Genomic DNA, 25,564 nt, shown 5'->3' with positions numbered 1-25,564 from the left:
GTAAGGAAACTGAGTACTGTTAGTGAGTTTTCAAAAAGCGTCAGCAAATGTTGTGTATTCAATACATTTTTATACAGTCTAGTGTGAACTTTAGCGTTACGCTCTAATACACAGAGGCACTGAGGGAAATAGAGATGAAATTTGAAAACTTCGCAGCCAAGTATTTTGCCATGAGCGAAGAGGTATGGGCTCGGCATACTAATCCTTGGAGTGTGTGGACAAGATATAGCTGCTTTCCTCTGCTGCTCGCTTGCCTGTGGTGGCGCGACGCTTTACAGCTATGGTTTTGGCCGATATTGGTTGTGCTCCTATCTTGGGTCTGGCTAAACCCTAGATGTTTTAAGAAACCCGCCAACACTGACAACTGGGCGTCAAGAAGTGTGTTGGGTGAGCGCATTTTAATTTACCAACGAGAAAAAGTACCCACGCATCATATCCTAGTTATAAATATGATCATCGGATTACTATCATTTTTTACCTTACTATGTTTCGCTGGGCTGTTTTTCAAAGAACCTATCAGCACATGTGCAGGTGCCCTTGGGTTGATCTTAACAAAAACTTGGTTTTTGGACCGCATGGTTTGGTTACATCAAGAGGTCATGGGTTGTAAGTATTGATTTAGTCGTCAAAACACTTACAAATCGTTGCGACGGGGGCCTCAATGACAGTCACATTGGTATAACCAATTCTGTTTAGTTGTTCAGCTGCAAACATTGCTCTACCGCCCATTGCACAGTGGATAAAAATCTGAGTATCAGGGTTTGGTACTTTTTGTGGCAACATGAACTCAATCATGCCTCTCGGGATATTGATAGCGCTTTTAGGAGCTTGCTGCTGATGTTCATGGGGCTCACGTACATCAATGAGTATTCCCTCACCGGTTACTAGCGCTTGCTTTGCTTGAATAGCATCAATGCATCTGAGTGATTTTTTTATCGATTGGATTAAAGATTGTGTCGACACAAGCATAAAGAATTCCTCAAATTAATATTAGACTTTTCTAATATTAGACTTTTCTAATGTAAATATCTATACTCGCTCCCATGATGATGGTAGGGAGTATTCAATTGACCCCACAAAATATGGCGGATGCTGCGGAAAAAGCCGAAGCGCTGTTGAAAATTATGGCCAATAAAAATCGTTTGATGATTTTATGCTGTTTGCAGCAATCCGAAATGAGCGTCACTGAGTTAAATGCACAAGTGCCTTTAGCTCAATCTGCGTTGTCACAACATTTAGCCGGTTTAAGAAAGGCGAACGTGGTTACAACGCGTCGAGAAGGGCAGACTATTTATTACCGTGTCGTAGATAACAATGCTGCCGCAATGCTTGAAAAGTTATACGAACTATTTTGCCAAGCGTAGTGAGTGAGGAGCAGTGATGTTTTCATCCGTGAGTCGGCGAATGTTATTAAGTCGAGTGCCGCTTTATATCCTTCTTATCAGTTTTGTATTGGGTTTTTTTGCGCTTCAATACACCCCGAGAGAAGAAGAACCACAAATTGTTGTGCCGATGCTAGATATTCATGTGGAGGTGCCTAATGTTGATGCACCAGAGGTTACAAGGCTGGTTACTGAACCCTTAGAGAAATTGTTGATGCAAATTCCAGGAGTAGAGCATGTGTACTCTACGACTGTAACTGGAAAAACGAGAGTGACATTGCGCTTTGAAGTTGGTGAGGACCGGGAGCGCGCCATTTTGAATACTTATACTAAACTTTATGCGAATGAAGATCGTAAAGCCAATGTGGTTTCGAACTGGCAAATTAAGCCAGTTGAAGTGGACGATGTTGCTATTCTAATGCTCGGTATCTACAGTCAAGAGCCTGATCGTTACAGTGATTATGAGTTAACACGCATAGCGCAGGAAGTTTCGACTCAGCTTCAAACCATCACCAACACTAATGAAGTAAACGTATTGGCAGGCCGTACTCGCCAGGTGCAAGTCGAGTTGGATGCAACATCATTAGCAGCGCATCACACCACTCCTTTAGATGTGTTCAATGCAATTCAATATGCGAATCAGCTTAAGCAGGTGGGAGCCTTTGTTGCGGGCAAAGCGCAGTGGCAGCTGCAAACTGGTGATGTGCTGCGCAGTGATGCAGAACTTAAAAAGCTTGTGGTAAATGTGATCAACGGCAAACAGATTTATCTGACGGATGTGGCTAAAGTGACAGATGGCCCGAGCGAACCGACGCGATATCAGTGGCTTTCCAGAGATAGGAGCAGTGAGAGCCTACCAATGGTGACCATTAGTGTGGCAAAGCAACGCGGTAGTAATGCGGTTATGGTATCGCGACAAGTTTTGGCTCGTATGGCAGAGCTTGAGTCACAACTGTTACCAGACGGTGTAAGCTATCAAGTATTGCGTAACTATGGTCAAACGGCCGATGACAAAGTTGATCATCTTACGGCTAGCTTGGCTTTTGCTGTGCTCAGTGTGATTATTTTTGTCGGTGTCTTTTTGGGATGGCGTCCGGCGATTGTGATTGGGTTGGCGATTCCGATTTGCTATGGGATCACTTTGATTGTGGGTTATGTATTTGGATACACCATTAACCGTGTCACACTATTTGCGTTGATATTGGCATTGGGCTTACTGGTGGATGATCCCATAACAGGCATGGATAATATTACCCGTTTTGTTAGTCGCAGAGGCAACAAACCGAGAGTCGTAACCCTTGCTATGCTTGAGGTAAAAACACCGCTATTAATTTCGACGCTGACCATTATCGTTGCTTTTGTTCCACTTGGGTTCATCACTGGGATGATGGGACCTTATATGGCCCCAATGGCATTTAATATTCCATTGAGTGTCGTTGTATCGACACTAGTTGCACTTTTTATCACGCCGTGGCTTGCGATGAAATTGCTCAGTGGTCAGATAACAGAAGAAGAACAGGCGCAGCGAGAAAGCACAGGTAGCTATCGTCGCCTACTGGCTGCTTTATTAATGAAACCGCGGCAAACAAAGTGGCTTTTATGGCTGGTGCTCGGAGCTTTTATATTGAGTGTCAGTTTACCAGTGATGCGCGCAGTACCCTTAAAATTGTTGCCTTTTGATAATAAAAATGAGGTTCAGGTACTGATTGATTTACCAGAGGGAAGTAGTCTCGAATACACAGCCAGTGTCGCGCAAAAGGTGCAAAATCGACTTTGGCAGCTACCGGAAGTCAGTTCAGTTGCGGCATATGTCGGTTCGCCATCTAGCATGGACTTTAATGGTATGGTACGAGGCTACTATCAGCGTCACGGTAATCATTTGGCTGATCTAAGAGTGCTGTTGATTGATAAAAACTTGCGAGCACATCAATCTCATGAAGTGGTGTTGCGAATGAGAGATTTGCTGGCATCTCTTGCACAGGATGGTGTGCATATTAAAGTCGTCGAGGTACCTCCTGGGCCGCCCGTGATGTCCACATTAGTGGCCGAAGTATATAAAGAAGATATCTTTGCCGATGACTCCCTACATCAACAAGCTGCCGTGGCATTAGCCCAGCGCCTTCAACAAGAAGCGCATGTCATAGATGTTGATACCAGTATTGCCTCACAGTCACAGGTGCATCGCTTCGTCTTGGATAAGCGAAAGGCGGCATTATCAGGGATTAGTACACAAGATGTGAACAATACACTACAGATTGCCAGTGGCGGAGTTGACGCAGGCTTGCTACATGCACCCAATGAAGCTGAACCGTTATCAATAGAGCTGCAAATGTCCTATGAGGATCGAAACCGTTGGTCTGAATTGAATGCACTTCAAGTACGTGGTCGGTATGAGCTATCAAAAACGGCTGCAAACAGCGCGTTAGAAGATGCTGCTCGCCCTTTGGTGCCTATTTATGAGCTTGGTCAATGGCAACAAGGAACGGCGCAGCAACCAATATACAGAAAGGATTTGGCTGAAGTGATTTATGTCACCGCTGAATTGAATGGTCGGGTTCCTGCAGCAGTCATTGCCGATATAGTGAGTGATGAGGGTGGAGCTCAAGCTCAGGCTAGAGAGTGGCATAAGCGCACCTTTATAACGAGTGGTGCAGGGATCGCATGGCAAATGCCAGAAGGAACCTATTATACCTTTTCTGGAGAAGGGGAGTGGCGAATTACTGTCGATGTGTTTCGTGATATGGGGATTGCCTTTGCTTTTGCCTTAAGTGCGATCTTTTTAATTTTGCGCGTGCAGACAGCTTCCAGCGCTCTGGCTGGCATTATTATGTCGTCCATCCCGTTGACCATGATTGGCATTATGCCGGGCTTTTGGTTGTTGAATCAATTTGGTGAGCGCGGTATTGCGGGGGCACCAGAGCCAGTGTTGTTCAGTGCAACCGCTATGATTGGTATGATTGCGTTGGCTGGTATTGTGGTACGAAACAGCTTAATTCTGATTGAGTTTGTTAATCAGCAAAGGGCGCAGGGCGTAATGATTAAAGAGGCCTTATATCGTGCAGGAGAGGTACGCATGAGACCCGTATTACTTGCCGCTGGAACCACCATGTTGGGTAATATTGTGATCATTTTTGATCCGGTGTTCAGTGGACTGGCATTGGCAATTATTTTTGGTACTTTGGCATCCACACTACTGTCTTTGGTTGTGGTGCCTGTTGTGTATTACCTAGTGTTTAATGACGAAGCTATCGAGGAGAGTAAGCATGCTGCGGGTTCGTAAAAAATTGGTGGCTACTGTTGCGTTGTGTACTCTTGTTTTGACGCTTGCTATTTTTACAGGCGCCTTTGAGACGAAACTTAGCCCAATAAACTTGAGCCCATCTCAATTGCATAAAGGAGAGCGCTACTTAGTTACTGTACAGGCAATAGAATTACAAGATACCATTAGTGCTAGCGTTTCGGCGCAAGAGAATACAAGAGTGGCAAGCCGCATTCTGGCACAAATTGAATCAATAGAAGTTCGAGCGGGACAAGCCGTTAAACAAGGTCAAATAATTGCAACACTTGCAGATGAACAATTGCAAACTACGGTGAAACAAGTGAGTGCGCAAAGTGAAGCAAATGATGTTCAATTAGCACAAGCTCAAAAACAATTAAATCGCGTTAATGCACTGTTAGACAGAGGCTTAGTTGCTAGAGATCAGGTGGATAAATGGCAAAGTAGTGTGGATGAGTTAAGTGCAAGACGCACCGCATTGATTGAGCAGCTCAAAGGTGCAAAAGTTGCACTGGGTTATACACAAATTGTAGCGCCTATTTCAGGTGTTGTAGTGGAGCGACTAGTCGAGCCGGGTGATATGGTTACACCTGGCATGGCGGTGCTAGATTTGTTTAATCCCGCTAGCCTGCAGATTTCCGCGTCGGTAGGCGCTAGTCTAGTGAGTAAGCTGCAAGTGGGAGCTGAGTTAGCTGTAAAAATTGGTGCTTTAGAGCGTATGTTACAGGGCCAAATTAGTGAGATAGTACCTGTCGCAGATAATTTGGCTAGGCAATTTTTGATCAAGTTAGATGTTGTGACCCCCGCTGGTATCAAACCAGGTATGTATGCCGAAGTGTATTTACCGTCACAGACAGTGAATCGGGTGCTGATCCCTAGCAAATTGGTCAAGCGTGCAGGGCAGCTTACCATGGTAGATGTCATTGAAAATGGGGTGAGATCTCGCAGGTTAATACGTCTGGGAAGCCGCTATGGTGATAGCGTCATGGTCATATCTGGGCTTAGCGCAGGGGAGGTATTGGCTATTTAAGCCAATACCTGATTGAAATCAAATGAATGAAGCGATTTCATCAAGTGATTTTTTGACGATAGCATGTTCTGGCACAGTGGCATCATCTGCAGGGTAACCGGCAATCAGCAACATATAAGGCCGTTCGTTATCTTTGTCTCGCTGACAAATCTCTGTTAAAAAGCTCATAGGTTTGGGAGTATGTGTCAGTGTCGCTAGCCCAGCATTGTGAAGAGACTGAATAAGAAAGCCAGTCGCGATGCCCACTGATTCGTGTACATAGTAGTTAGTATTTTTATCCTCTGCATGGATCCCACCTTTTTTTTGCGTAAAAATCGCAATGAGCCATGGTGCATGCTCAAGGTACGGTTTTTGTGCATCAGTACCCAACGGTTTTAGCGCATCTAACCATTCATCGCCAGCACGGCCTTCATAAAATGAACGCTCCAGTTGCTCTGCTGCTTCTCTTATTTGTTTTTTAACGTCGCTACTGTGAATGGCAACAAAGTGCCAAGGCTGGTGGTTGGCACCACTGGGTGCAAGTCCTGCGGTTTTAATACAAGTCTCTATCACTTCTCTTGGCACCGGTTTATCGCTAAAACTACGAATAGTGTGGCGTCGTTTCATCAGTGCGAGATTATCATCTGCACGCTGTTGCATTTCTTGTGGAGAATATTCTATAAAATCCGTTAACGGGATATTGTCATGGGCTTTCATGGTTGTGATTCCTAGTTACTTGCAATCCGCTTTTTATAACTTGTGATTATAAAGGTTTCAACTTTTACGCTAGTTTAATTAACATCTGACATGGCTAGGAGTGGCAAAAAAACTTTACTTGTGTAATTGAGAGCACGGCACAATAAATGAAATGTATATTGAATATGCAACTACAACGCTCTGTTTTATATTGGAATTGACGTAGAATTCCCATAGTCAATGGTGTTTTGAGGAGTGTATATGTACCAACATAAATGGATATCAGGAGAGGAAATTGCCCTGCCTGTGGGTAAAGCAGTTTGCATTGGTCGCAATTACGTTGCCCATGCTAAAGAGCTAAATAACCCTATTCCAAGCAACCCATTATTGTTTATGAAACCAGCCAGCGCGCTGTGTGATTTTGGTCCTGAAATCTGTATTGACCAGAGCAAGGGGGAGCACCACTACGAGGCAGAATTAGTACTTCTAGTGGGGAACCTAATTGACAGTGATAGCGCCGAGCCTCTTCGTCATGTATGTGGAGTTGGCTTAGGGTTAGACTTAACACTCAGGGAATTGCAAACACAATTGAAGGAAAAAGGCCATCCTTGGGAGACTGCGAAAGCCTTTGATGGCAGTGGTTGTATTACGCCATTTCTTCCTGTCTCAGAAGACATGTTGAGTACTGAGATGACCTATCAATTTTGGCAAAATGAGGTACTTAAGCAGCAAGGTAAAAGCGCAAATATGATCTTTAATTTAGAAACTCTACTTAAGGAAATCACGCAGTTTTTTACCTTGTATCCAGGAGATATCGTAATGACTGGTACGCCAGAGGGTGTAGGTCCGCTCGGTGCTGGCGATCAATTGAAGCTGCAGCTAGGGGCAGGAGAAATATTTCACAGCTCGGTACATGGCAAAGCTAGTTAGCACATTTAAAGATTAGTGATTAGTGCTGGACTGAATAGGGAAGCTGCAAGTAGGCTATATTGCAGTGAATTTACGCTTATCAGGAAAAGTTATGAAAACAAAGTTGCTGGGGACACCATTTAGCAAAACTGCATGCAAAATCTTATTTTGTGGTGGCGGGGAGCTGGGTAAAGAAACGGTAATTGAATTTAAACGTCTCGGTGCCGAAGTTGTGGTGCTCGACAGATATGAGCACGCGCCAGCAATGCAGGTCGCTGATCGCAGTTACACTTTATCTATGCTTGATGGTGAGAGGCTTGCAGAGGTCATTCAAAAAGAGCAGCCAGATTACATAGTGCCTGAGATTGAAGCAATTGCGACCGATAAATTGGTTGAACTAGAAGCGCAGGGGTTTACGGTAGTGCCTACCGCAAAAGCCACACAATTGACAATGAATAGAGAGGGTATCCGCCGGCTTGCAGCTGAGGAACTGGAGCTAGCGACATCCCCCTATCAATTTGTTGATAATCTGAGCGGCTTTAAAGCTGCCATCGCAGAGATAGGTATGCCCTGTGTGGTTAAGCCAATTATGAGCTCCTCTGGTAAAGGCCAAAGTGTCATAAAGCACGCGGAAGATATTGATGCAGCGTGGGAGTATGCGCAACAAGGGGGCCGAGCAGGCGAAGGTTGTGTAATTGTTGAAGGGTTTGTAGATTTTGATTATGAAATTACTTTGCTGACCATACGACATATTGCGGGAACCAGCTTCTGTGAGCCTATCGGACATGTTCAAGCCAATGGTGATTATCAACAAAGCTGGCAACCACAGGCGATGAGTGCTAAGGCTTTGGAACTTAGCCAAGACATTGCACGTAAGATAACCGATGCATTAGGTGGCCGAGGATTGTTTGGTGTTGAGTTGTTTATCAAAGGTGATGATGTCTATTTCAGTGAAGTCTCTCCGAGACCTCATGATACGGGAATGGTGACACTAATCTCACAGCACTTAAGTGAGTTTGCTTTACACGCACGTGCAGTTTTAGGCTTACCCATTCCCAATATTCACTTTAATGGGCCTTCAGCATCTAGTGTAATTTTGGTTGAAGGGGATTCGAAAGAACTACAATTTACTCAAGTAGCTGAAGCATTATCAATGCCAAACACAGATCTGCGTTTGTTTGGCAAACCTGAAGTACAGGGTATGCGTCGAATGGGGGTTGCGCTTGCTCGTGCAGAGCAGGTTGATACTGCTGTGGAGTTAGCTAAAAAGGTGAGCTCAACAATTGGCGTTAACCTATAAAGATAAAAAGGGCCGTTCGGCCCTTTGTATTGCAGCAACCTAACTCTATAGGTCAAAATCTAAGGCGTAACTGACGTACACTTTGACATCGTCATCAGCATCTAAATCTGTTTTTACAAGTCCAAATGTATAACCGTCTTTGCTCAAGCTAACACCATAATCCATGTAGCTATCGTCTTCGCCCGTCCACTCCATGACAGTATCTCCACGAGAATTGCCGATATGCACTCCTAATTCCGAATCTTTAAACACGGGGAAACTGGCATTTAGCTCAATATATAGCATGTCCTCCTCGGTACTACTGCCATCTTGGGCATGGGTCATATAGCTGACCTTGAAATCAACATTGCGCCATCCAAGTGATGCATATACTTCACCAAAATCTATGTCTCCCGCGGCATCAGGATAGGCGTAATGGATATATCCAAGGTCATAGCGTACTTTTTTAATTTCGCCGCTAAACCCCAAATATAAGTCTAATTCATAGCTTGTACTTGCGGCATCACCAAAATCGACATTTGAGGCCCAAGTCCCTATATAAAAGCCAGATTCGTTACTGTAATCAATCCCTCCTGAGACAGCAGCACTGTCATCTGATTGGGTAATACCTCGCCAAAAGTAGTTTGAACTCGCTGCGACGTTAGCTGTGACGCTGTGTCCGCTGGCTGCAAGTAAATCGAAGCTAAGTAAAGCAAAGCAGGTGCAAGCAATAAGTGGAGCTTTATTTGTCATAATGGTTCCTATGTGGCACAGAAAAATTTGTAATTTGAACTTAGGGCCATTGAACTTTCAGGCGCAGCAAAAAGGTCAACAGTACCTTGCAAACGCAATCTTTACGCCAGTACAAAAAAGCTGCGTGAGAATTTTAATATCTAGTTGAAATTGAAAACGATAATTATAGCAGGGTATAGCTAGGTGCAAGTGGTTTGGGAGAAATTGCTGCACTCAGGTGGTGCGTGAATAGATAACCTGCACTGTTTTCATGCAGGTTATCCCAGTTCAATTAGCCGAAAATTGTACGCATTAATTGAATAGTCTCGTCAACGCTACGGCCTTTCTCTACTTCAGAGATAATTGAATCTCGTTTGGCTTTGATGTGCTCTGGAATTGCCTCATCATTGAGTGCTCGATCTACCAAGGTAGCCGCAGACTCTTTGCTGCGTTTGACGGTTCTACTGCCTGAAGAGGTGCTAGCACGCTTTGGTTTATGCAACAGTTTATAGTAGTTAGAAGAGGTCGGTGTATCTTTATCCGCATAATAGAAAAATGTTGGGATCAAAGCTTTTATTTTAACTAAATGACCTTCAAGCTCATTGGTTTCAGTGGCCATTGCAAACCATGGCATTTTGGCAATTGTTTGCACAATGTCGACCCAATACCTTTCGAAATCGCGATTATTTAAGCGTGCGATGCCAAAAGCTTGGCACAATGCATCCAAACGATTGTTTGAAATTGGTGTGAATACGTCGGGGCGACGCATCGCAAGCAATCGAGTTGCAGGGGCTAAAGTAGGTTTTTCGTCACTGCCGTTAAAAGCGCCTAAATACGCTATCATAAACGCTTGATAGTGAGCTTCAGTGACAGGACCTTCTAGAGGAATATGTGCTAAAGCTTGATCGAATAAAGCAGGCAAGTCAGCCAACTGTTGATGGAATCCTTTGGCACTTTTTGTAGAGCCAAACCACTCGGTATCGAACTGATAAACGCTGACATCGTGTTTTGCGGTGTGCTTACCAGCAAAAGCTAAGCGGTCTTCAACAATCATCTCTTGTAGTGTTGTTTCGCGTAGCGTGGCAATGTAGTCCATGAGTTTAAATTGCTCTTCTAAGGCAAGTATCTCTTGACGGTCTGCAATAAACTCACTGATCACTGGCCACGGTGCGATTCTTAATGTTTTGACTTGTAAAAAGCTGATAGCTGAAATCAGTAAATCCTGTAGCTTTTTCACAGTTGGTAGCTGGTGGTCGTCCAGTAAGTCAAAGTTGATACGGTTTTTGGCTACATCGAGTAACTCATAACACCAACCCAGAAAGTCATCTGGATGATTTTCTACCTTTACAGCCATCAAGTTGAGACTGATCTCAGTCGATTGCTTTAAAATATTTTGATAAATCTGACTTTCTTGTTCGCCCAAAGCCATATTTGACGGTGAAATGAGCAACTTTTTCATGCTGCGGGGGTTCTCCAACGTTAGGTTAAAATCTAGACTGTTCAGTTTAGCGAACTGATCATTAAACTGGCAAGGGCGAGGATCATACCTAGATCCAGCGTAGTTGCAATGTGCTTTTTAGGTTCTTTTTTGTGTTTACTACGCAAACAGGGGATCTAATTTATTGTTTTATTCTGTTTCGTCATTTTGCCACTCTTTTTTGCCATACTTATATAGTACAGGGCTGATGCGGTGCGAAGGGGAAATTGAACGCAAACAGGCGACTTTTTTGTGGTTTTTTATTCACCTCGCTATGATAATGCATATAGGTTTATTTCAGTGGAAGGACGGTCAATGAAGGCAATTTTGAAAGGTGTTGTAGGTATTGTAGTGCTGTTAGTTGCTCTACTAATACTTGCACCGCTACTGATCCCAACAGACACTATAGTGTCCCAAATCACATCACAAGTAGAAAAAACAACGGGCCGAACACTTAGAATAGCGGGCGACAGCGAGTTATCAGTGTTTCCGAAGCTCAATATCACGCTAAATAATGTTGAATTTGCCAACATGCCTTCGGGTAGTCAATCGAATATGTTGACGATGGAACAACTGGCGGTGAATATTCCTTGGGTATCATTACTGTCCGGTGAATTTAAGCTAGAGCGATTTGTTATTAACAACCCCCGAGTGCTACTAGAAGTGGATGTCGCCGGAAAACCAAACTGGCAGTTATTCCCGACCACGCCGGTGCAACCTGCTGAACAAAGCTCAACTGACAAATCAAGCGGCTCGACACAACTCCCATCAGGGTTTGATATTGCATTGGGCGAAGTCGCCATTTATGGCGGTTCGGTTATCTATCAAGATGCACAATCTGGAACTACTGAAGAGATCACAGATTTAGATCTGAGTGTTATGTTGCCTTCTTTATATCAGGCACTCACCATCGATGGTGCCATCACCTATCAAGCTCAGCGGTTTGAGATAGAGATGAAAGTAGATAACCCTGCCAAAGCGATTCAAAGTGAGGACTTTAAATTTTCCAAGGTACTTCGAAATCAACTTGTAAATATTGACTTCAATGGTGAAGTTGTTGACGGCGCAAAGCGCTTTAAAGGTGATTTGCTGCTAGCGGGGGATTCTGTGAAAGCGCTGACGCAGTGGCAAAATGTGCCGCTGGAAGCACAAGAGAATGCATTTAATCAATTCGAGGTTAAAGGCTCGATGCAATTTGCTGACAATGTATTTAGGTTAGATAGTTTTAGTGCTTCGTTAGATGAATTACAGATTACGGGCAATGCAACAGTGGACCTGAAAAGCCGCATCGCGATTTCTGCGGATGTAGATTTGGGTATGCTAGATGTGAATCCATACCTCCCAGAGCCAGCAACTACGACCGAACAACCACCCGTGCCAGAGGACAATGCACCACCCCAGCCGATAGTATGGGATGATAGTGAAATAGACCTTTCAGCCTTAAATCAACTCGATGCGAACTTGGTTGTGCGATCGACTGGCTTTAAAGCACGCAAAATCACATTGGGTGAAAACCAATTGTCAGTTCGTCTCCAGCAGGGCAAAGCTCGTGTTTCATTAGATAAATTTAATGCCTATGAAGGTGATGGAAATGGTGTCATCACAGTAAATGCGGTAGCGAAACCTTATCGAATTGAAACAAACTTCAAGCTGCGAGGCATCAATGCCCAACCACTGCTATCTGATGCGATTGATTTTGACAAAGTATTGGGTAAAGGCAGTATTAATTGGAGCCTACAGACACAAGGAATGAGCCAGAAGCAGTTTATCTCTAAATTGGGTGGCAAGCTGGCGTTCGAGTTCAAAGATGGTGGAGTAAAAGGTGCAAATTTAGCTGAAATGGTGCGCAAAGGCCAAGAAATGCTCAAAGGGAATTTCTCGGGATTATCGGAGGGCATCAATGCAGACTTTGATCCAGAGCAGAAGACGGACTTCTCTGCATTAACGGGAAGTTTTAATTTCACCAATGGTGTCGGTACCAATTCGAATTTGTTATTGGCCAGTCCACTTATTCGAGTAACGGGTTCGGGCACTGTTGACCTACCCAAGACTTTTATTGATTACCGACTGGTCACCGGCATAGTCGATACGATTGAAGGGCAAAGTAGTCAGGATAAGAGTACTGGCTTTAAAATTCCTGCACGTATAAAAGGTCCATTCCATCAAGTTGAAACGAGTCTTGACTTTAGCGGCGCTGCAAAAGACAAAGCTAAAGATGCTATAAAAGATAAGTTAAAAGACAAGTTTAAAGGTTTGTTTGGCGGATAATCTGTTCATTGAAAGGGAGCTGAGATGCATTGCAATTGCTGGCAATGCATCTCAGCTCCTAATAAGAGACCGACGATAACTGACATTGTCTAGTGCACTTCCCCACTTTCGAAATACTCAAAGTATTTGTTCAAAATGTATATTTTCTCACTTTCTCATTCGCTTAATCTGTGAACTAATAGCATTAGTTTTGATTAAAAAGGTCCAAGGAAATGAAACTATTTGATCTGAATGATAAAGCAGTCGTGGTCACGGGAGGAAATCGTGGCATAGGATTCGCATTGGCAAAAGGGCTCCATCAGTTCGGTGCAAAAGTGATTATTGCAGCGCGAGATCAACAGCGTAATCAGCAGGCGTGCGACGCAATTTCTGCAAATTCTGAGCGAGTATTTGCGGTTCAATGTGATGTGACTTGTGCGAAAAGTGTGGAATATGCATTTGAACAAGCAGAAAATTGGGCTGGAGGGTTATATGGCTGCATTGCTAACGCTGGTGTACGCGGAGCTGGATGTGCACTAGATGAAGTTAATGCAATGGCGTGGCGTGCCACATTAACTGCAAATTTAGAAGGGACAATGAATACTTTCCAAGCGGCGATTCGGCCCTTAAAGGCCTATGGGGAAGGACGACTTATTGCAGTATCAAGCCTAGCCGCATTGCATGGAAACGCCCTTTTCACTGACTATAGCAGTGCAAAAGCTGGTATTGAGGGATTATGTCGCGCACTGGCTATTGAGCTCGCGCCACACAACATCACAGTAAACTGTGTCATGCCAGGGTGGGTGGATACTGATATGAATGCGGATGTAAAGCAGGATAAAAGGCTATTTGAATCGATCAAAAGACTAAGAGTGCCTTTAAAACGTTGGGCATCAGCAGAAGAGATGGTTGGCTCAGCTGTATACTTAATGTCTGGAGCTGGCAGTTACCACACCGGCGATACGTTGCGCATTGATGGCGGCTATCATATTGGTTGATATTCGGTTTGAAATTGTATTCCAATGGCACTAATCGGTATTTTTTTTATTGTTTTTTTTGCATTTTTTAGGCTTTGAATATTCTTAAGTTCCCGTTTTGGTAGGTTAAAAACTAAACGAAGTCCTATAATTGTAAACAGTGTGTTCTACATGTAATATTTTTGATTGAAAATTGCGCAGTAGTCGTTTAAGTCTATTAAATAGTCTACCGAAAATAGAAAAAAACGATGGAAGCGCAAAAAGAAAATTATCTCACTGAAATTAATGAGTTACTGTGCAGTATAAAAAATGATCCTAGCCTTGCAGGAAAGGTGACAGAGCAAAGTAACTTTATAGAAGACTTTGGTATTGATTCATTGGATATCGTTGACTTTATGCTTGGGCTTGAGAGTCAATTTGATATCGAGGTGGATTTTGACGCCTTTGACTTTGACAATTTGACATCCGCTAAGCGTTTGCTGGCGTACATCTTGGCTCACAGCACCACCGAGGCTTAAAGCTGTGCATACTTGTGTATACTGGGCGCATTTAGATCCTGAAGCCAGTTGGTGTGACAGTAACAATTTGTCATTGCCAACGCCTCTAGGCGCAAAAAGTACATTGCAATTAGCGTTGTTGGATGACATGTTCGTACCAGCAAATGACTATGATATTGCACTTACAATAGTCCCTAAATGCCCGGCATTACATGACTATCATGCCAGTCTAGGCGCTCGTTATCTTACACGGTCAGTTTTTGAGAGTTTGGATGCGTGGCAATTGGCAGGTACGCCTGCTTGGCCTGATATTTTTGCATCTATGCAAACTTCAGGAGAAGAAGCTGTCGCTTTTTCTGCCGTGCAAGATATTTTATCTTCTAGCATTCAATCATCTTACGCGTACTTGGCGGGAGCACCTGCATCTGGTGAGCATCCTACCCCCGAACTCAGTGCCATAAGGTACGCAAATAGCAAGTCTACCATTACACAACTTTGCCACCAGTTAGAAATACCCGGTTTAGGCGTTGTGATTGAGCAGCAAGATGATATTAATCGACTGCTCGAATTGGATTGTCCATTTGTGCTGAAAGAGGCATTTGGGGTATCGGGCAAAGGGGCATATTTAGTTAAAGAGCAGCGTATCACCGAGCGCTTAGTTCGTCATTTTCAAAAACAAAGTGCCAGTGGCAAGTACGGGGGGCTGGTAGCGCAGCCTTGGCTTGATATTGAGATCGATTTTTCCAGTCAATGGCATATAGATAAGCAAGGAGAGATCACTTTTATTGGTTTATGCCAAGTCGAAAATAAAGGCTTTCGATTCAGCGGTATAGACTTGTGCTGCCAAGCGCTGTGTGATGTCGTGGCTCAGTCAAACTATGATACACATGTACGAAGATTGCTGTCTGAGTTGTTTAAGCGGGGTTACTTTGGACCCGTTTGTGTTGATTCTGCGTTGCTGCAAGACGGTACTGTGTATGCGGTGATAGAAGTTAATGCGCGTGAATCAATGGGGAGTATCGCACTGCGTTGGCAGGAGAAGTTGTCACTAAGTAATGCCGTTCGCCTTCGTCAGTATGATGTGCACTATCAGTCTCCGTTAAAGCTTGAGGTTATGCTCAATAAATTGGCGGCGAGAGGCGCATTGTTAAAGAGCGGCCAATTAGGTGGGATAGTTCCTCTGACAGCCTCTAGTTTGGCGCTTTCACCACAAAGTAGTCTGGCAAAAGGGAGATGGATCCAGCTTGAATGTGCTTCACGTAGTAGCGACTACTATCGCACTATATTGCAATCCTGTTTGTTAGAAATGGGAGCGTCTTTACAATGATGAGCTGGCGGGGAGAAAAGGTATTGATCTTAACTGCATCAAGCGGGCTAGGGTCATTTGCACCAGCATTGAGATTAAGTGCCTTTTTACGTGCTCAAGGTGGGGAAACGCACCTCTATTGTTTGGAGCAGCTATTTTGTGAGGATGCGCTTAACAGACATCAAGTAACGCAAAGTCGCTGCAGAGAAAGTTTTCGCACAGCTTTATTGTTGCAAAAAGTCGTGGAGAATGGGGGGGCGGATTTAAACCAAGTTATTGACCCAGATAAATTGGCGACCATGATACATTTATGGCAACAAATAAAGTTTACGCGCTGTATTGTGTTCAGTGGGTTTTGGTTGTCGGTCTTGTTTGAAGTGCAGTCACAGTTTGTGCCTGTGACGACTATTGATGCCATTCATATGGATGCAGTGCCTTCAAGTTCTTGGTTACACGCGCAGGGAGTAAAGCAAAAACTGGCGATCTCTGTACGAGATATATATTTGTTTAAGGAAAATCGAAACGATGTATTTCCTTTGTTTCCTATCGCCAAACCTATTGAATGGGAGGCAAGATCTGGGCGTGTACTTTGCCATGGTGGCGGGTGGCAAATGGGCAATTTATCAGCCTTGAGTGAGTCACTTAAGTGTGCAGCTATTTGTAGTGACATGATAGTGTCAGCAGACGCCACAATATCGTCTTCAATACACCAGCGGGTGTTTAAAACCGACCCAGATTTTAAGCCATGGAGTCGTGCTGATGCATTGCCCGAACTAAAATTGTGTGCAGCAAAAAACCTTATCGACCCAGGGCCTGATTTAGACTTTGATCAACTGGCGGCAAGCGCTGTCGCGATTATCACCAAGCCTGGTGGTGCAAGCTTGCTAGATAGCTTTAACTTTGCCACTCCTCTGATCCTATTGCCTGCTTTTGGTGAGTATGAAGTACACAATGCACAGACTTGGCAATCTCTGGGGTTTGCGGTGACATTCGAGCAATGGCAAAGCAGTAACTATTCGCTTGAGTTGCTTCATACATTACACAACAACTTACTTAATCAATCGTCAGCCAGTCCTATTTTTGGAGTGTCCAATGAGACCCGCAACTGAGCAAAAAATTACCCGTGAAGAGTTTGCCAGACTCAAGCTTCGGGCAAAAAATATAGCACGTTTAAAGCGACAAAATGACAGCGGTGTTTTTTTGTCTGAGCCGGTGCCTGATCAAGTTGGCATTAAAATGAATAACACTTGCAACTTGCGCTGTGCACATTGCTTCGAGTGGAATGACGAAGGGTACCATCATCATATGGGTAAGCAGCAAGTGCGTGATGAAGTGGACATCGGACTCATTGAAAAGCTACTTAAGCAAACAGAATCAAGTCAAAGCGCATTTTATTTGTGGGGGGGAGAGCCATTGATGTATACCAAAATGGCGGAGTTGGCAGATTTATTCACTCAGTATCCTAGATGGCTAACCATATGTACAAATGGCATGTTGATTAAAAAACATTTACCTCATTTGCTCAAAGTTTCTAAGCAGTTAGCAATGCTCGTAAGCTTGGATGGCTTAGAGGCTGAAAATGATGCAATTCGCGGAAAAGGCGTGTTTGAAAAAGTTGTTAGAGGAATGAGTACTTTATTAGATCTGAGAAAAACCGGTGAATATCAGGGAAAAGTTTCTATCTGTTTAACTTTGCACGACGCCGTGGTGGGTAAATTAGCGCAATTTATCGAATACTTTTCTGATCTCGGCATAGACAGCATCTACATTGTTTTCCCTTGGTATATGCCAGAACACGTCGCAGAGCAAATGGATACTTGGGTACAAACGAACCTACCTTATCGAGCCAAATATATTGACGACTTTAGTAAAGCGAGCTGGCACGGCTACACCCATCGTATTGCTCCAGAAAATATTACGCTCTTAAAGCAGGAGTTGGCGGAGATCACTGGTCAAACATGGGCTTGTCGAGTGCGCTTTCATCCAGATCTGACTATGGATGAGGTCGAACCATTTGTACTGGGTGATACTCAGCCTGCGGAGGGGAAAAATAATTGTGCGGCGATTACGCATCGTATCGACGTATTGCCCGGAGGTACGGTCTCTAGCTGTAAATTTTTTCCTGAATTAGAGGTGGGTAATCTTCAAGCTCTACCCCTTAAAGATATATGGCAAGGGCGAGCGTTTAACGCATTTAGGGGTAAGGTTCAGTGTGGTCTGATGCCTGTTTGTTCTAAATGTACTCTGTTGTATAGCACTGGGTGATCAAGATGACGAATATACTGCAAAACCAATTGCCACTGTGGGTAACCTTACAGTTGACAGATGCGTGCAACCTCCGCTGCAAGATGTGCTATGAATGGGGGGAAAATGGCGCCTACCACGGCAAAAAACTCGATAGGTTGGAAAAAGAAGTTGTATTTAGAGTGATTGATGAATGCTTGCCTGTTAAGCCTTACTTTGCTCTATTTGGTGGTGAGCCAATGATGTATCCGTGGTTCGATGAGGTGGTACACCGTATTCGAAAAGGGGGAGCGCGGGTTGATATACCAACCAATGGTATGTTTTTAAAACGAAAAGCCGAGAAGCTATTAGAGTCAGCACCAAACCGTATTTGGGTGTCATTAGATGGGCCACAGCACATTAATGATGAGCAACGTGGGGAAGGTGTTTATGAAGCGGTTCAAGAAGGTGTAGAGACGTTGTTTGAACTGCGTGAAAGTCGTGGATTAAAAGAGCCTAAAATTGGCTATACATTTATTGTCACGCCTTTAACACATTTATATATACAGGGCTTTTTCGAGCAGTGTTTAGATCTGGATAAAGTGGATCATATCAGTATCGAATTTCAAACGTTTGCTACCGAGGATGAACATGAGCGACATCGCCGTTTATTTAAACGCTTATTCGATGTACCTGATACGGCCTGCGCTGAGGGCATGGTTGCGCCGTTACATCAATTCTCGATGATGGATTTTAAAGCCATTGAGTCGCAAATTGCTTGGGTAGAAAAAGAGTGCCAAAAGCGTGGGATTTACTTTGTGTGTTACCCAAAAACTATCTCTGCAAATAATTACCGAGCTTACTTCAACAAAGATTATCAAAACCTAGAAGACCGCAGAGATAAGTGCCATTTCCCTTGGATTTATATGGAAGTGGCAGCCAATGGTGACGTTACTCCATGCCATACATTTTATGATTACTCGATTGGTAACGTGAACGAGCAATCAGTTCAAGAGATTTGGCGAGGCTATAAAATGCAGGAGTTGCGTCGAGGCTTAAGGGGCGAAGGTGGTCTGTTCCCCATTTGTGGTTCATGTGCGCGTTATTACGCTGATCCAAATAAACGCTAGGGGCTAGCTGTGAACGTAATTGAAGTCGAAGGACTGAGCAAGACTTTTAAATTTTATCGTAAGCCACAGGGGTTATCGGCATCGCTGAAAAACTTGTGGCGGCGTCAAATAGAATACAAAGAAGCTGTCAAAGATGTGTCGTTTAGTATTGAACAAGGTCAAGTTGTTGCATTCTTAGGTTCAAACGGGGCGGGTAAAACAACAACCATGAAAATGTTGTCAGGGATCCTGCACCCGACACAAGGGAAAATAAAAGTGCTCGGGCATACGCCGAGTGAAAGAGAGGAGCGGTTTAAAAAACGATTCTCCATTTTAATGGGTCAAAAACATCAGTTATGGCCAGATTTACCCGCCATTGATAGCTTTACGCTCTGTCAGCGCATCTATGAAATTCCAACATCACTATACAAGCAACGATTGGCTCGTTTGTCCGAAGTTTTAAGTGTCTCCCATTTACTCGATATTCAAGTGCGTAGGTTGTCTTTGGGTGAGCGAATGAAAATGGAGTTGATTGCTGCGCTGCTACATGGGCCCGAGCTATTGTTTTTAGATGAACCTACGATAGGACTAGATTTTTTGTCTCAGCGAGCGGTGATGAGGTTTCTTCAGCAGTTAGTCAAAGAGGACAACCTCACTATCTTACTCACCAGCCATAACATGGCAGATATTTCAGCGCTATGCGAGCGCGTGTTGGTTATCCAGAATGGCCAGCTGATTTTTGATGATGGAATAGCCAGTTTACAAAATTCCCTAGGTGGTTTGCGCCGTATTCATATTGAAAGTGAAACACCATTACATTCAGACCTTTTGCGGCGCTATGGAAAAGTGATCAATAACGATATTCATCGTGCCGAACTTGAGGTCGCTGATGGTGCTGCCAATCAAGTATTACAGCAATTACTCAACGAGATTATGATTAAAGATATCAGAGTGAGCGCGCCACCTCTTGAAGACAGCTTAGAGCGTTTATATTCACACCAAGGACAAGTTGCGTGAGCAAGTACAAGTGGTTACTAGGGATGGGGCTACAAAAAGCGTTGGCTTACCGTATTAATTATGCCGTCACCATTATGGCGGCTGTCTTTCCAATTGCACTACAATGGGTACTTTGGCAAGCAATTTTCAACTATACCGAAGCAGACCAATTATACGGTTTGTCATACTCTGAAATGCTCAGTTATGTCGTGTTGGCTGCTTTGATGGCCCAGGCACTGCGTACAGGCTTTGAGTATGAAATGGCAGAAGATATAAAAAGTGGCGGGTTAAATCGCTTTATCGTTCAGCCATTATCTTACTTTGGCTTCCGTTTAAGCGTTTTTATTGGCACGAATTTAGGTTACTTTGTTGCGACTCTCGCTGTGATGGCTGTGGCCTTATGGGTTGCCGTTGAGTACTGGACGTTATCGATTGAATTAGCCCATATTGCATTATTTGTCCTCTCTGCTATTGGTGCTTTTTTTTTGCAGTTCATGCTTTTCTACTTACTTAGTTTGACTGCATTTTGGCTTCATGAAGTATGGGCTCTATTTGAGTCTGTTCGAGTAATAAGCTTGGTCTTATCTGGTGGGGTTGTGCCTTTGAGTGTATTTGGCGAGTCGCTAGAGTGGTGGCTTAGCCTTTTACCATTCCAATATCTTATTTACTTTCCATTGCAAACGCTAACAGGAGTGCTCAGTTTCGAGCAAATTTTCTTTGGATTACTTTTACAGTTTTTCTGGATTGGCGGGTTGATGTTAGTGATCAGCACAATATGGCGACGTGGTAGTCGATCATACTTGGCGCTCGGTGGTTAATATGTGGCGACAATTTATTAAGCACCTGAAGATTTATGGGCTGCTGATTAAGCTGAACGCTATTCGGCAATTGGAGTATCGAGTGAATATCGCGCTTGGGTTACTTGTTGAGCTCGGGTATCTGGGAATTAAATTGCTCTATGCCTATATTATCCATGATACCGGTGTGCATATTTCTGGGTTTGCGCCGCAAAGCCTCTTCCTCTTTATTGGAACCTTTATTCTGATGACCGTATTTTTTGTTGCGATGTTGCAGTTCAATATCATGGCTTTTGATCGACAGATTATTGAAGGTGAATTCGACCTTATTCTGACTAAACCGGTGTCGGCCCAGTTTTTGGCAACATTGAAATATGTAGAAACTTGGATGGTGATCCCCAATATAGTTGTTGGTCTAGGTTTAGTGGGTTATGGCTGGTATGAGTCAGGTATTGCCTTCAATATTGCAAACATTGGACTTTACTTGGCATACGGCGTTTTGGGTATAGTCACTATGTACTGTGTCTTTACGTTGCCTCTTTTACTCACATTTAAGCTACACAATATTTCCGCTTTACATAGCCTTATTTGGGCAGTTTGGGATTTTAATAATTTACCTCATCGGATATTTCCATCACCAATACAAATTATCGGCACAGTATTTTTACCTATTTTTTTGATCACTAACTTTTCTCCATTGGCGGTAATGGGAGAGCTTAGCAACGTTGAAATGGTGTGGGGAGGCATTGCGCCAATTTTACTGTTTATGATGACTTGCTGGGGCTGGAAAAGGGCTATTCGAGCCTATGAAAGTGGTGGGGGGTAGCGTATGTATAGTTTAAAAAGAGTGTTTTTGTGGTTGATATAGAAACAAGTAACTGAACCAATTTTGAAGGAAGTAGGTACAAAAATGAATAAAAATCATATTTGCTCTATTAAAAGTGGGACAGGTGTATCAGTCATTATCCCCACTTATAATCGTTGCGCACTGCTAAAAAGGACGCTGGATTCACTTTGTGAACAAACTTTAGAGCACAAAAACTATGAAGTGATTATTGTGGATGATGGCTCCAATGATGGCACTCAAGAGATGGTAGCTAACTACCAAAGTACCGTAGCCATCCACTATATTTTTCAGCCTGATGATGGTTTCCAAGTGGCCAAAGCGAGGAACAAAGGGCTGTCCAGAGCACATTTCGAGACAATACTTTTTTTAGATTGCGGCATGGTTGCCCATCCTCAACTGTTGTCGAGTCACTTTCAATGTCACAGCAAAACGGACAATCTGGTATTGATTGGCATGTCTTATGGTATTGAAGCAGTTGAGTTAAGCGCCTGCGATCTCATCAAAAACACTATGGCAGAAAACGAGATAGAAGTAGCGTTTGAATTATTCTCAAAAAATCATCAATTGATGGATTGTCGAGGACGCTTTTTCGCCGACTTGAACTTTGATTTAGGGTTATTAAATGCTCCTTGGGTGATTTTTTGGACCAGTTGCATCAGTGTTTCACGCTCAGATGTTATGCGTGCGGGCGAGTTTGATGAGAACTTTTGTGCATGGGGAGGGGAAGACGTTGACCTTGGCTATCGACTCTTTCATTTAGGGTGTAAATTCGTTTTACATCAATCACTTTTAACTGTTCATTATCCTCACGAAAAAGACATTGAAAACAAAGAGCAACAGGCAAAAGGTAATGTTGCCTACTTAATGAACAAATATTCAGATCAATGGATAAACATGTTGGCGACCAAGAGCTGGTCTGAAATTTGCGCGCATTCAATAAAGTCCTGCCATTCACAAGACCAGAAAGACACTCTGATTGAGGTAACTTAACTTACTGTTGTTAATAACTAAATTATTCCGAGTAACTTGAATGTTTTGAAATTGAAACAAGCTAACAAAAGCACTAGATTGATTTGGTTTAGCTATTTTTTAGCCAATTTAATGTTTTAAATTAAAATGATAAAGCAGGATCTGACTTATGCGTGTACAGAAAAGAGCATTAACAGGACGTGTTGTAGCGATGTTGTTGCCTTCAATTATGTTGGCAAGCCCAGTATGGGCAAGCGACAGCTTGACCAAAATTAATCAACAGGAATTAAACCGGCTAGCCGATACATTGGATGTAAAGTATCGCTTGCTTAGCAACATGCCAGAGCAATGTCCTGGTTCAACAGCAGAGTTTTGTTATCATGCTCAAATAGAGTTAACGAGCCCGTTTACGGCTAACGTTGATGGTTGGAAGATTCTCTATAGCCAAGTATATCCGTCGTCAGAAACCAAGAGCCACGGGCTCTCGTTACGCCACTTTAATGGTGACCTAAATCACATAGCGCCAAATAATTCGTTCTCAGGTTTTAAGGCGGGAGAGAGTCAAGTCATAGAGCTTTGGGTTGGCAGTTCGCTATTAAATGAAGGCGAGTTAATGCCAAATTACATTTTGACCGCTGAGGGTTTAGATCCGAAGGTGATCAAAAGCACGCAGTCATATATTGAAGCTGACACGGGTTTAGAGATAAAACCTTATGCTGCACTCAGCAGTAAAGAAAGTGTGATGAAATCGCACCCAGAAGATCAATATGGACAGTTTACTTCGGCGGCACTATTCGAAAAGTACACTATTGAAAATTACCCTGTTGATTCGGTACGCCATGCCATTGTCCCAACCCCGAATGCAATGGAAGTATATGAGCGTACAGCACCATTGAACCTTAATAAAGGTATCGATGTGCATCTTGTTGGTGTTGAGTATGGCCAAGTTGCAGCGGCATTTACCCGTTTAGCTGAACTTGGTGCAAAGCAAAGTCATGATGGTGTCAAAGTGATTGTAAAGGTTGCTGGTAAGGCCACCGGTATGGCAGGCAGCTATGTACTTGATACACGAAAAGGCAAGATCTTTATAGAAGCGCATGATAGCGAAGGTGCATTTTATGGGCTGCAATCATTGGCGAGTTTGCTGTCATTAGACACAATGGAAGTACCAGCAGTCAAAGTGGTTGATGAGCCAAGGTATGAATACCGTGGTTTACACCTCGATGTTGCACGTAATTTCCGCTCAAAAGAATTTGTGTTGCGTTTATTAAGCAAAATGTCTGCGTATAAACTTAATAAACTCCATTTCCATTTAGCTGATGACGAAGGTTGGCGTATTGAAATTCCGGGGCTTCCAGAGCTTACAGAACTCTCTTCACATCGTTGTATAGACCTAGATGACAAAGACTGTTTACAGCCGCAGTTAGGTTCAGCATTGAATGCAGGTCGAGATGGCTATTACTCTTTGGCTGACTATCAAGAAATTCTCAACTTTGCTAAGCAACACCACATTGAAGTGATCCCATCTTTGGATATGCCCGGGCATTCTCGCGCAGCTGTCAAAGCGATGGAGAAACGCTACTATACATTGAGTAAGCAGGGCAAACATGATGCTGCAAAACAGTACCTAGTTAGCGACCCAAGTGATGCGACTGAATATCGTTCAATTCAGCACTATAATGACAACACTTTAAATGTATGCATGGAGTCAACTTACACGTTTGTGGAAAAGGTGATTTCAGAAGTAGCTAGCCAGCACAAAAAAGCTGGTTCACCACTGAACATTTATCACATTGGGGCTGATGAAACTGCAGGTGCTTGGGTGGAGTCACCCGCATGTAAGCAATTTATTGCCGATCAATCAAACGATGTACATGAAGTTGAAGAATTGACTGGATACTTTATCGAGCGAGTATCAAGAATGATTGCATCTAAAGGGATTGAAGTAGCTGGCTGGAATGACGGTCTATCAGAAACAAGGCAAGAAAAAATGCCCAATAAAGTTGCTTCTTATGTATGGGCAACCTTGCCACAAAACGCGCATAAGGTAGTAAGTGCGCATGCTCGTCGCGGTTGGGACATCATTTTAGCAACTCCTGACGTTACCTACTTAGACTTCCCCTATGAGCTAGACCCGAAAGAAAGTGGTTACAAGTGGGGATCAAGACGTACCAACAGCCAAACTATCTTCGAATTCATGCCTGATAACTTACCCGCTAATGCTGAGTTCAAAAAAGACACAATTGGCCGAAGCTATGTTGCAGACGATCGCACACAAGTAGATGACAATGGGAAGTTTGTGCATCAACCATTGCCAGAAGGGTTCCGTGTAACGGGTATCCAAGGTCATTTATGGTCGGAAGTGATCCGTAAAGACCACTTAGCTGAGTACATGCTATTCCCGCGCCTACTAGCGCTGGCAGAGAAAGCGTGGCACAAAGCGAGTTGGGAAGTGCCATATAACTATGCGGGCGAAAAATATGACCACACCACTAATTTCTTAACCGCTGATAAAAAAGCACTCCGTGATAAGCAGTGGCAGGACTTTATCCATGCAGTTGGTCACAAAGAGCTGGAAAAATTTGACAAGCTAGGCGTGTTTTACCGCATTCCGAATGTTGTGAGCAAAGTAATAGATAATAAGCTACATGCTTCAACCCTTATTCCTGGTTTACCAATTCAGTACCGAGTGAGCAATGGAAGCTGGCAAGATTATACGGTACCAGTGGAAGTGCAAGCTGGTAAAAATATCGAGTTGCGCGCGCTTTCTCCAGACAGGCGTCGTCCAGGACGAGCTGAGTTGGCTGATGTGAGCGGTACTAATAATCTATAAGG

At 43.5% G+C, this 25,564-nt stretch carries 22 protein-coding genes; 18 read left to right on the top strand and 4 right to left on the bottom strand.

Translation table 11 applies throughout. The features are described from left to right. Positions 1-134: 134 nt before the first annotated feature. Positions 135-617: a DUF6653 family protein gene (locus tag N475_RS03670; RefSeq protein ID WP_063364703.1), complete on the top strand. Its 483-nt coding sequence runs from the start codon at positions 135-137 to the stop codon at positions 615-617. Between the two features lies 1 nt (position 618). Here N475_RS03670 and N475_RS03665 read toward each other — a convergent pair whose 3' ends face one another. Further along, entirely contained in the window at positions 619-969 is a 351-nt protein-coding gene (locus N475_RS03665) for a rhodanese-like domain-containing protein (RefSeq protein ID WP_063355793.1), read from the bottom strand. Positions 970-1,082: 113 nt separating this feature from the next. Between N475_RS03665 and N475_RS03660 the strand changes: the two genes are divergently transcribed. Genes N475_RS03660 through N475_RS03650 form a run of 3 tightly spaced genes read left to right on the top strand, consistent with a single transcriptional unit; the run spans position 1,083 to position 5,689 of the window. Then, positions 1,083-1,364, top strand: coding sequence for an ArsR/SmtB family transcription factor (locus N475_RS03660; protein WP_081215839.1), 282 nt, complete (start codon positions 1,083-1,085; stop codon positions 1,362-1,364). 16 nt (positions 1,365-1,380) lie between these two features. Beyond that, complete coding sequence (locus tag N475_RS03655; RefSeq protein ID WP_063364702.1) at positions 1,381-4,662, top strand: efflux RND transporter permease subunit; 3,282 nt, start codon at positions 1,381-1,383, stop codon at positions 4,660-4,662. Further along, positions 4,646-5,689 carry an efflux RND transporter periplasmic adaptor subunit gene (locus tag N475_RS03650; protein ID WP_063355791.1) on the top strand — a complete coding sequence of 348 codons (1,044 nt, stop codon included), beginning with the start codon at positions 4,646-4,648 and terminating at the stop codon, positions 5,687-5,689. The genes N475_RS03655 and N475_RS03650 overlap by 17 nt, the downstream gene beginning before the upstream one ends. An 18-nt stretch (positions 5,690-5,707) precedes the next feature. Here the strand turns inward: N475_RS03650 and N475_RS03645 are convergent, their stop codons facing one another. Further along, entirely contained in the window at positions 5,708-6,385 is a 678-nt protein-coding gene (locus N475_RS03645) for a nitroreductase family protein (protein ID WP_063355790.1), read from the bottom strand. A gap of 240 nt (positions 6,386-6,625) precedes the next feature. Here N475_RS03645 and N475_RS03640 point away from each other — a divergent pair, with 240 nt between their 5' ends. Together N475_RS03640 and purT are read left to right on the top strand one after the other, a co-directional pair. Further along, on the top strand, positions 6,626-7,294 hold the full coding sequence (locus N475_RS03640) for a fumarylacetoacetate hydrolase family protein (protein WP_063364701.1): 669 nt from the start codon (positions 6,626-6,628) through the stop codon (positions 7,292-7,294). A gap of 91 nt (positions 7,295-7,385) precedes the next feature. Continuing rightward, positions 7,386-8,573 carry a formate-dependent phosphoribosylglycinamide formyltransferase gene (gene purT / locus N475_RS03635; protein WP_063364700.1) on the top strand — a complete coding sequence of 396 codons (1,188 nt, stop codon included), beginning with the start codon at positions 7,386-7,388 and terminating at the stop codon, positions 8,571-8,573. Positions 8,574-8,618: 45 nt separating this feature from the next. Here the strand turns inward: purT and N475_RS03630 are convergent, their stop codons facing one another. After that, a complete protein-coding gene (locus tag N475_RS03630; RefSeq protein WP_063364699.1) occupies positions 8,619-9,305 on the bottom strand; it encodes a TorF family putative porin in 687 nt (228 codons plus the stop codon). Between the two features lie 271 nt (positions 9,306-9,576). Beyond that, complete coding sequence (locus N475_RS03625) at positions 9,577-10,743, bottom strand: hypothetical protein (RefSeq protein WP_063355787.1); 1,167 nt, start codon at positions 10,741-10,743, stop codon at positions 9,577-9,579. 333 nt (positions 10,744-11,076) lie between these two features. On the opposite strand from N475_RS03625, the gene N475_RS03620 reads away from it, so the two are divergent. The 12 genes from N475_RS03620 (at position 11,077) to N475_RS03565 (ending at position 25,562) form a co-directional block, all read left to right on the top strand. Then, positions 11,077-13,029 (top strand): AsmA family protein, encoded by a 1,953-nt coding sequence (locus N475_RS03620; RefSeq protein WP_063355786.1) that lies wholly within the window; start codon positions 11,077-11,079, stop codon positions 13,027-13,029. Between the two features lie 212 nt (positions 13,030-13,241). Beyond that, entirely contained in the window at positions 13,242-14,006 is a 765-nt protein-coding gene (locus tag N475_RS03615; protein ID WP_063355785.1) for an SDR family NAD(P)-dependent oxidoreductase, read from the top strand. Between the two features lie 227 nt (positions 14,007-14,233). Beyond that, on the top strand, positions 14,234-14,503 hold the full coding sequence (locus N475_RS03610; RefSeq protein WP_063355784.1) for a phosphopantetheine-binding protein: 270 nt from the start codon (positions 14,234-14,236) through the stop codon (positions 14,501-14,503). 4 nt (positions 14,504-14,507) lie between these two features. Next, a complete protein-coding gene (locus N475_RS03605; RefSeq protein WP_063355783.1) occupies positions 14,508-15,809 on the top strand; it encodes an ATP-grasp domain-containing protein in 1,302 nt (433 codons plus the stop codon). Next, the gene (locus N475_RS03600) at positions 15,806-16,897 is read left to right on the top strand and encodes a hypothetical protein (RefSeq protein ID WP_063355782.1); all 1,092 of its coding nucleotides are present in this window, start codon (positions 15,806-15,808) and stop codon (positions 16,895-16,897) included. Before N475_RS03605 ends, N475_RS03600 begins: the two co-directional genes overlap by 4 nt. Beyond that, entirely contained in the window at positions 16,881-18,053 is a 1,173-nt protein-coding gene (locus N475_RS03595; RefSeq protein ID WP_063355781.1) for a radical SAM protein, read from the top strand. The genes N475_RS03600 and N475_RS03595 overlap by 17 nt, the downstream gene beginning before the upstream one ends. 5 nt (positions 18,054-18,058) lie before the next feature. Further along, positions 18,059-19,141 carry a radical SAM protein gene (locus tag N475_RS03590; protein ID WP_081215836.1) on the top strand — a complete coding sequence of 361 codons (1,083 nt, stop codon included), beginning with the start codon at positions 18,059-18,061 and terminating at the stop codon, positions 19,139-19,141. A gap of 9 nt (positions 19,142-19,150) precedes the next feature. Beyond that, positions 19,151-20,137 (top strand): ABC transporter ATP-binding protein, encoded by a 987-nt coding sequence (locus N475_RS03585; RefSeq protein WP_063355780.1) that lies wholly within the window; start codon positions 19,151-19,153, stop codon positions 20,135-20,137. After that, positions 20,134-20,934, top strand: coding sequence for an ABC transporter permease (locus N475_RS03580; RefSeq protein ID WP_063355779.1), 801 nt, complete (start codon positions 20,134-20,136; stop codon positions 20,932-20,934). Before N475_RS03585 ends, N475_RS03580 begins: the two co-directional genes overlap by 4 nt. Position 20,935: 1 nt before the next feature. Then, positions 20,936-21,739, top strand: a complete 804-nt coding sequence (locus tag N475_RS03575) for an ABC transporter permease (protein WP_081232366.1) — start codon at positions 20,936-20,938, stop codon at positions 21,737-21,739. 84 nt (positions 21,740-21,823) lie between these two features. After that, positions 21,824-22,750, top strand: a complete 927-nt coding sequence (locus N475_RS03570) for a glycosyltransferase (protein ID WP_063355778.1) — start codon at positions 21,824-21,826, stop codon at positions 22,748-22,750. A gap of 148 nt (positions 22,751-22,898) precedes the next feature. Beyond that, complete coding sequence (locus N475_RS03565) at positions 22,899-25,562, top strand: family 20 glycosylhydrolase (protein ID WP_063355777.1); 2,664 nt, start codon at positions 22,899-22,901, stop codon at positions 25,560-25,562. Positions 25,563-25,564: the final 2 nt, after the last annotated feature.

It is taken from the genome of Pseudoalteromonas luteoviolacea DSM 6061, from assembly GCF_001625655.1.
GTDB classification, from domain to species: Bacteria; Pseudomonadota; Gammaproteobacteria; order Enterobacterales; family Alteromonadaceae; genus Pseudoalteromonas; species Pseudoalteromonas luteoviolacea.
This window is presented reverse-complemented; position numbering and strand designations above follow the sequence as displayed.

What these genes read in the sequence shown, in the direction of transcription:
- N475_RS03620 (WP_063355786.1), top strand. Translation starts at nt 11,077, where the DNA reads ATGAAGGCAATTTTGAAAGGTGTTGTAGGTATTGTAGTGCTGTTAGTT.
- N475_RS03570 (WP_063355778.1), top strand. Translation starts at nt 21,824, where the DNA reads ATGAATAAAAATCATATTTGCTCTATTAAAAGTGGGACAGGTGTATCA.
- N475_RS03610 (WP_063355784.1), top strand. Translation starts at nt 14,234, where the DNA reads ATGGAAGCGCAAAAAGAAAATTATCTCACTGAAATTAATGAGTTACTG.
- N475_RS03650 (WP_063355791.1), top strand. Translation starts at nt 4,646, where the DNA reads ATGCTGCGGGTTCGTAAAAAATTGGTGGCTACTGTTGCGTTGTGTACT.
- N475_RS03640 (WP_063364701.1), top strand. Translation starts at nt 6,626, where the DNA reads ATGTACCAACATAAATGGATATCAGGAGAGGAAATTGCCCTGCCTGTG.
- N475_RS03660 (WP_081215839.1), top strand. Translation starts at nt 1,083, where the DNA reads ATGGCGGATGCTGCGGAAAAAGCCGAAGCGCTGTTGAAAATTATGGCC.
- N475_RS03630 (WP_063364699.1), bottom strand. Translation starts at nt 9,305, where the DNA reads ATGACAAATAAAGCTCCACTTATTGCTTGCACCTGCTTTGCTTTACTT.
- N475_RS03590 (WP_081215836.1), top strand. Translation starts at nt 18,059, where the DNA reads ATGACGAATATACTGCAAAACCAATTGCCACTGTGGGTAACCTTACAG.
- N475_RS03595 (WP_063355781.1), top strand. Translation starts at nt 16,881, where the DNA reads ATGAGACCCGCAACTGAGCAAAAAATTACCCGTGAAGAGTTTGCCAGA.
- N475_RS03655 (WP_063364702.1), top strand. Translation starts at nt 1,381, where the DNA reads ATGTTTTCATCCGTGAGTCGGCGAATGTTATTAAGTCGAGTGCCGCTT.
- N475_RS03615 (WP_063355785.1), top strand. Translation starts at nt 13,242, where the DNA reads ATGAAACTATTTGATCTGAATGATAAAGCAGTCGTGGTCACGGGAGGA.
- N475_RS03575 (WP_081232366.1), top strand. Translation starts at nt 20,936, where the DNA reads ATGTGGCGACAATTTATTAAGCACCTGAAGATTTATGGGCTGCTGATT.
- N475_RS03645 (WP_063355790.1), bottom strand. Translation starts at nt 6,385, where the DNA reads ATGAAAGCCCATGACAATATCCCGTTAACGGATTTTATAGAATATTCT.
- N475_RS03670 (WP_063364703.1), top strand. Translation starts at nt 135, where the DNA reads ATGAAATTTGAAAACTTCGCAGCCAAGTATTTTGCCATGAGCGAAGAG.
- N475_RS03600 (WP_063355782.1), top strand. Translation starts at nt 15,806, where the DNA reads ATGATGAGCTGGCGGGGAGAAAAGGTATTGATCTTAACTGCATCAAGC.
- N475_RS03625 (WP_063355787.1), bottom strand. Translation starts at nt 10,743, where the DNA reads ATGAAAAAGTTGCTCATTTCACCGTCAAATATGGCTTTGGGCGAACAA.
- N475_RS03665 (WP_063355793.1), bottom strand. Translation starts at nt 969, where the DNA reads ATGCTTGTGTCGACACAATCTTTAATCCAATCGATAAAAAAATCACTC.
- N475_RS03565 (WP_063355777.1), top strand. Translation starts at nt 22,899, where the DNA reads ATGCGTGTACAGAAAAGAGCATTAACAGGACGTGTTGTAGCGATGTTG.
- purT (WP_063364700.1), top strand. Translation starts at nt 7,386, where the DNA reads ATGAAAACAAAGTTGCTGGGGACACCATTTAGCAAAACTGCATGCAAA.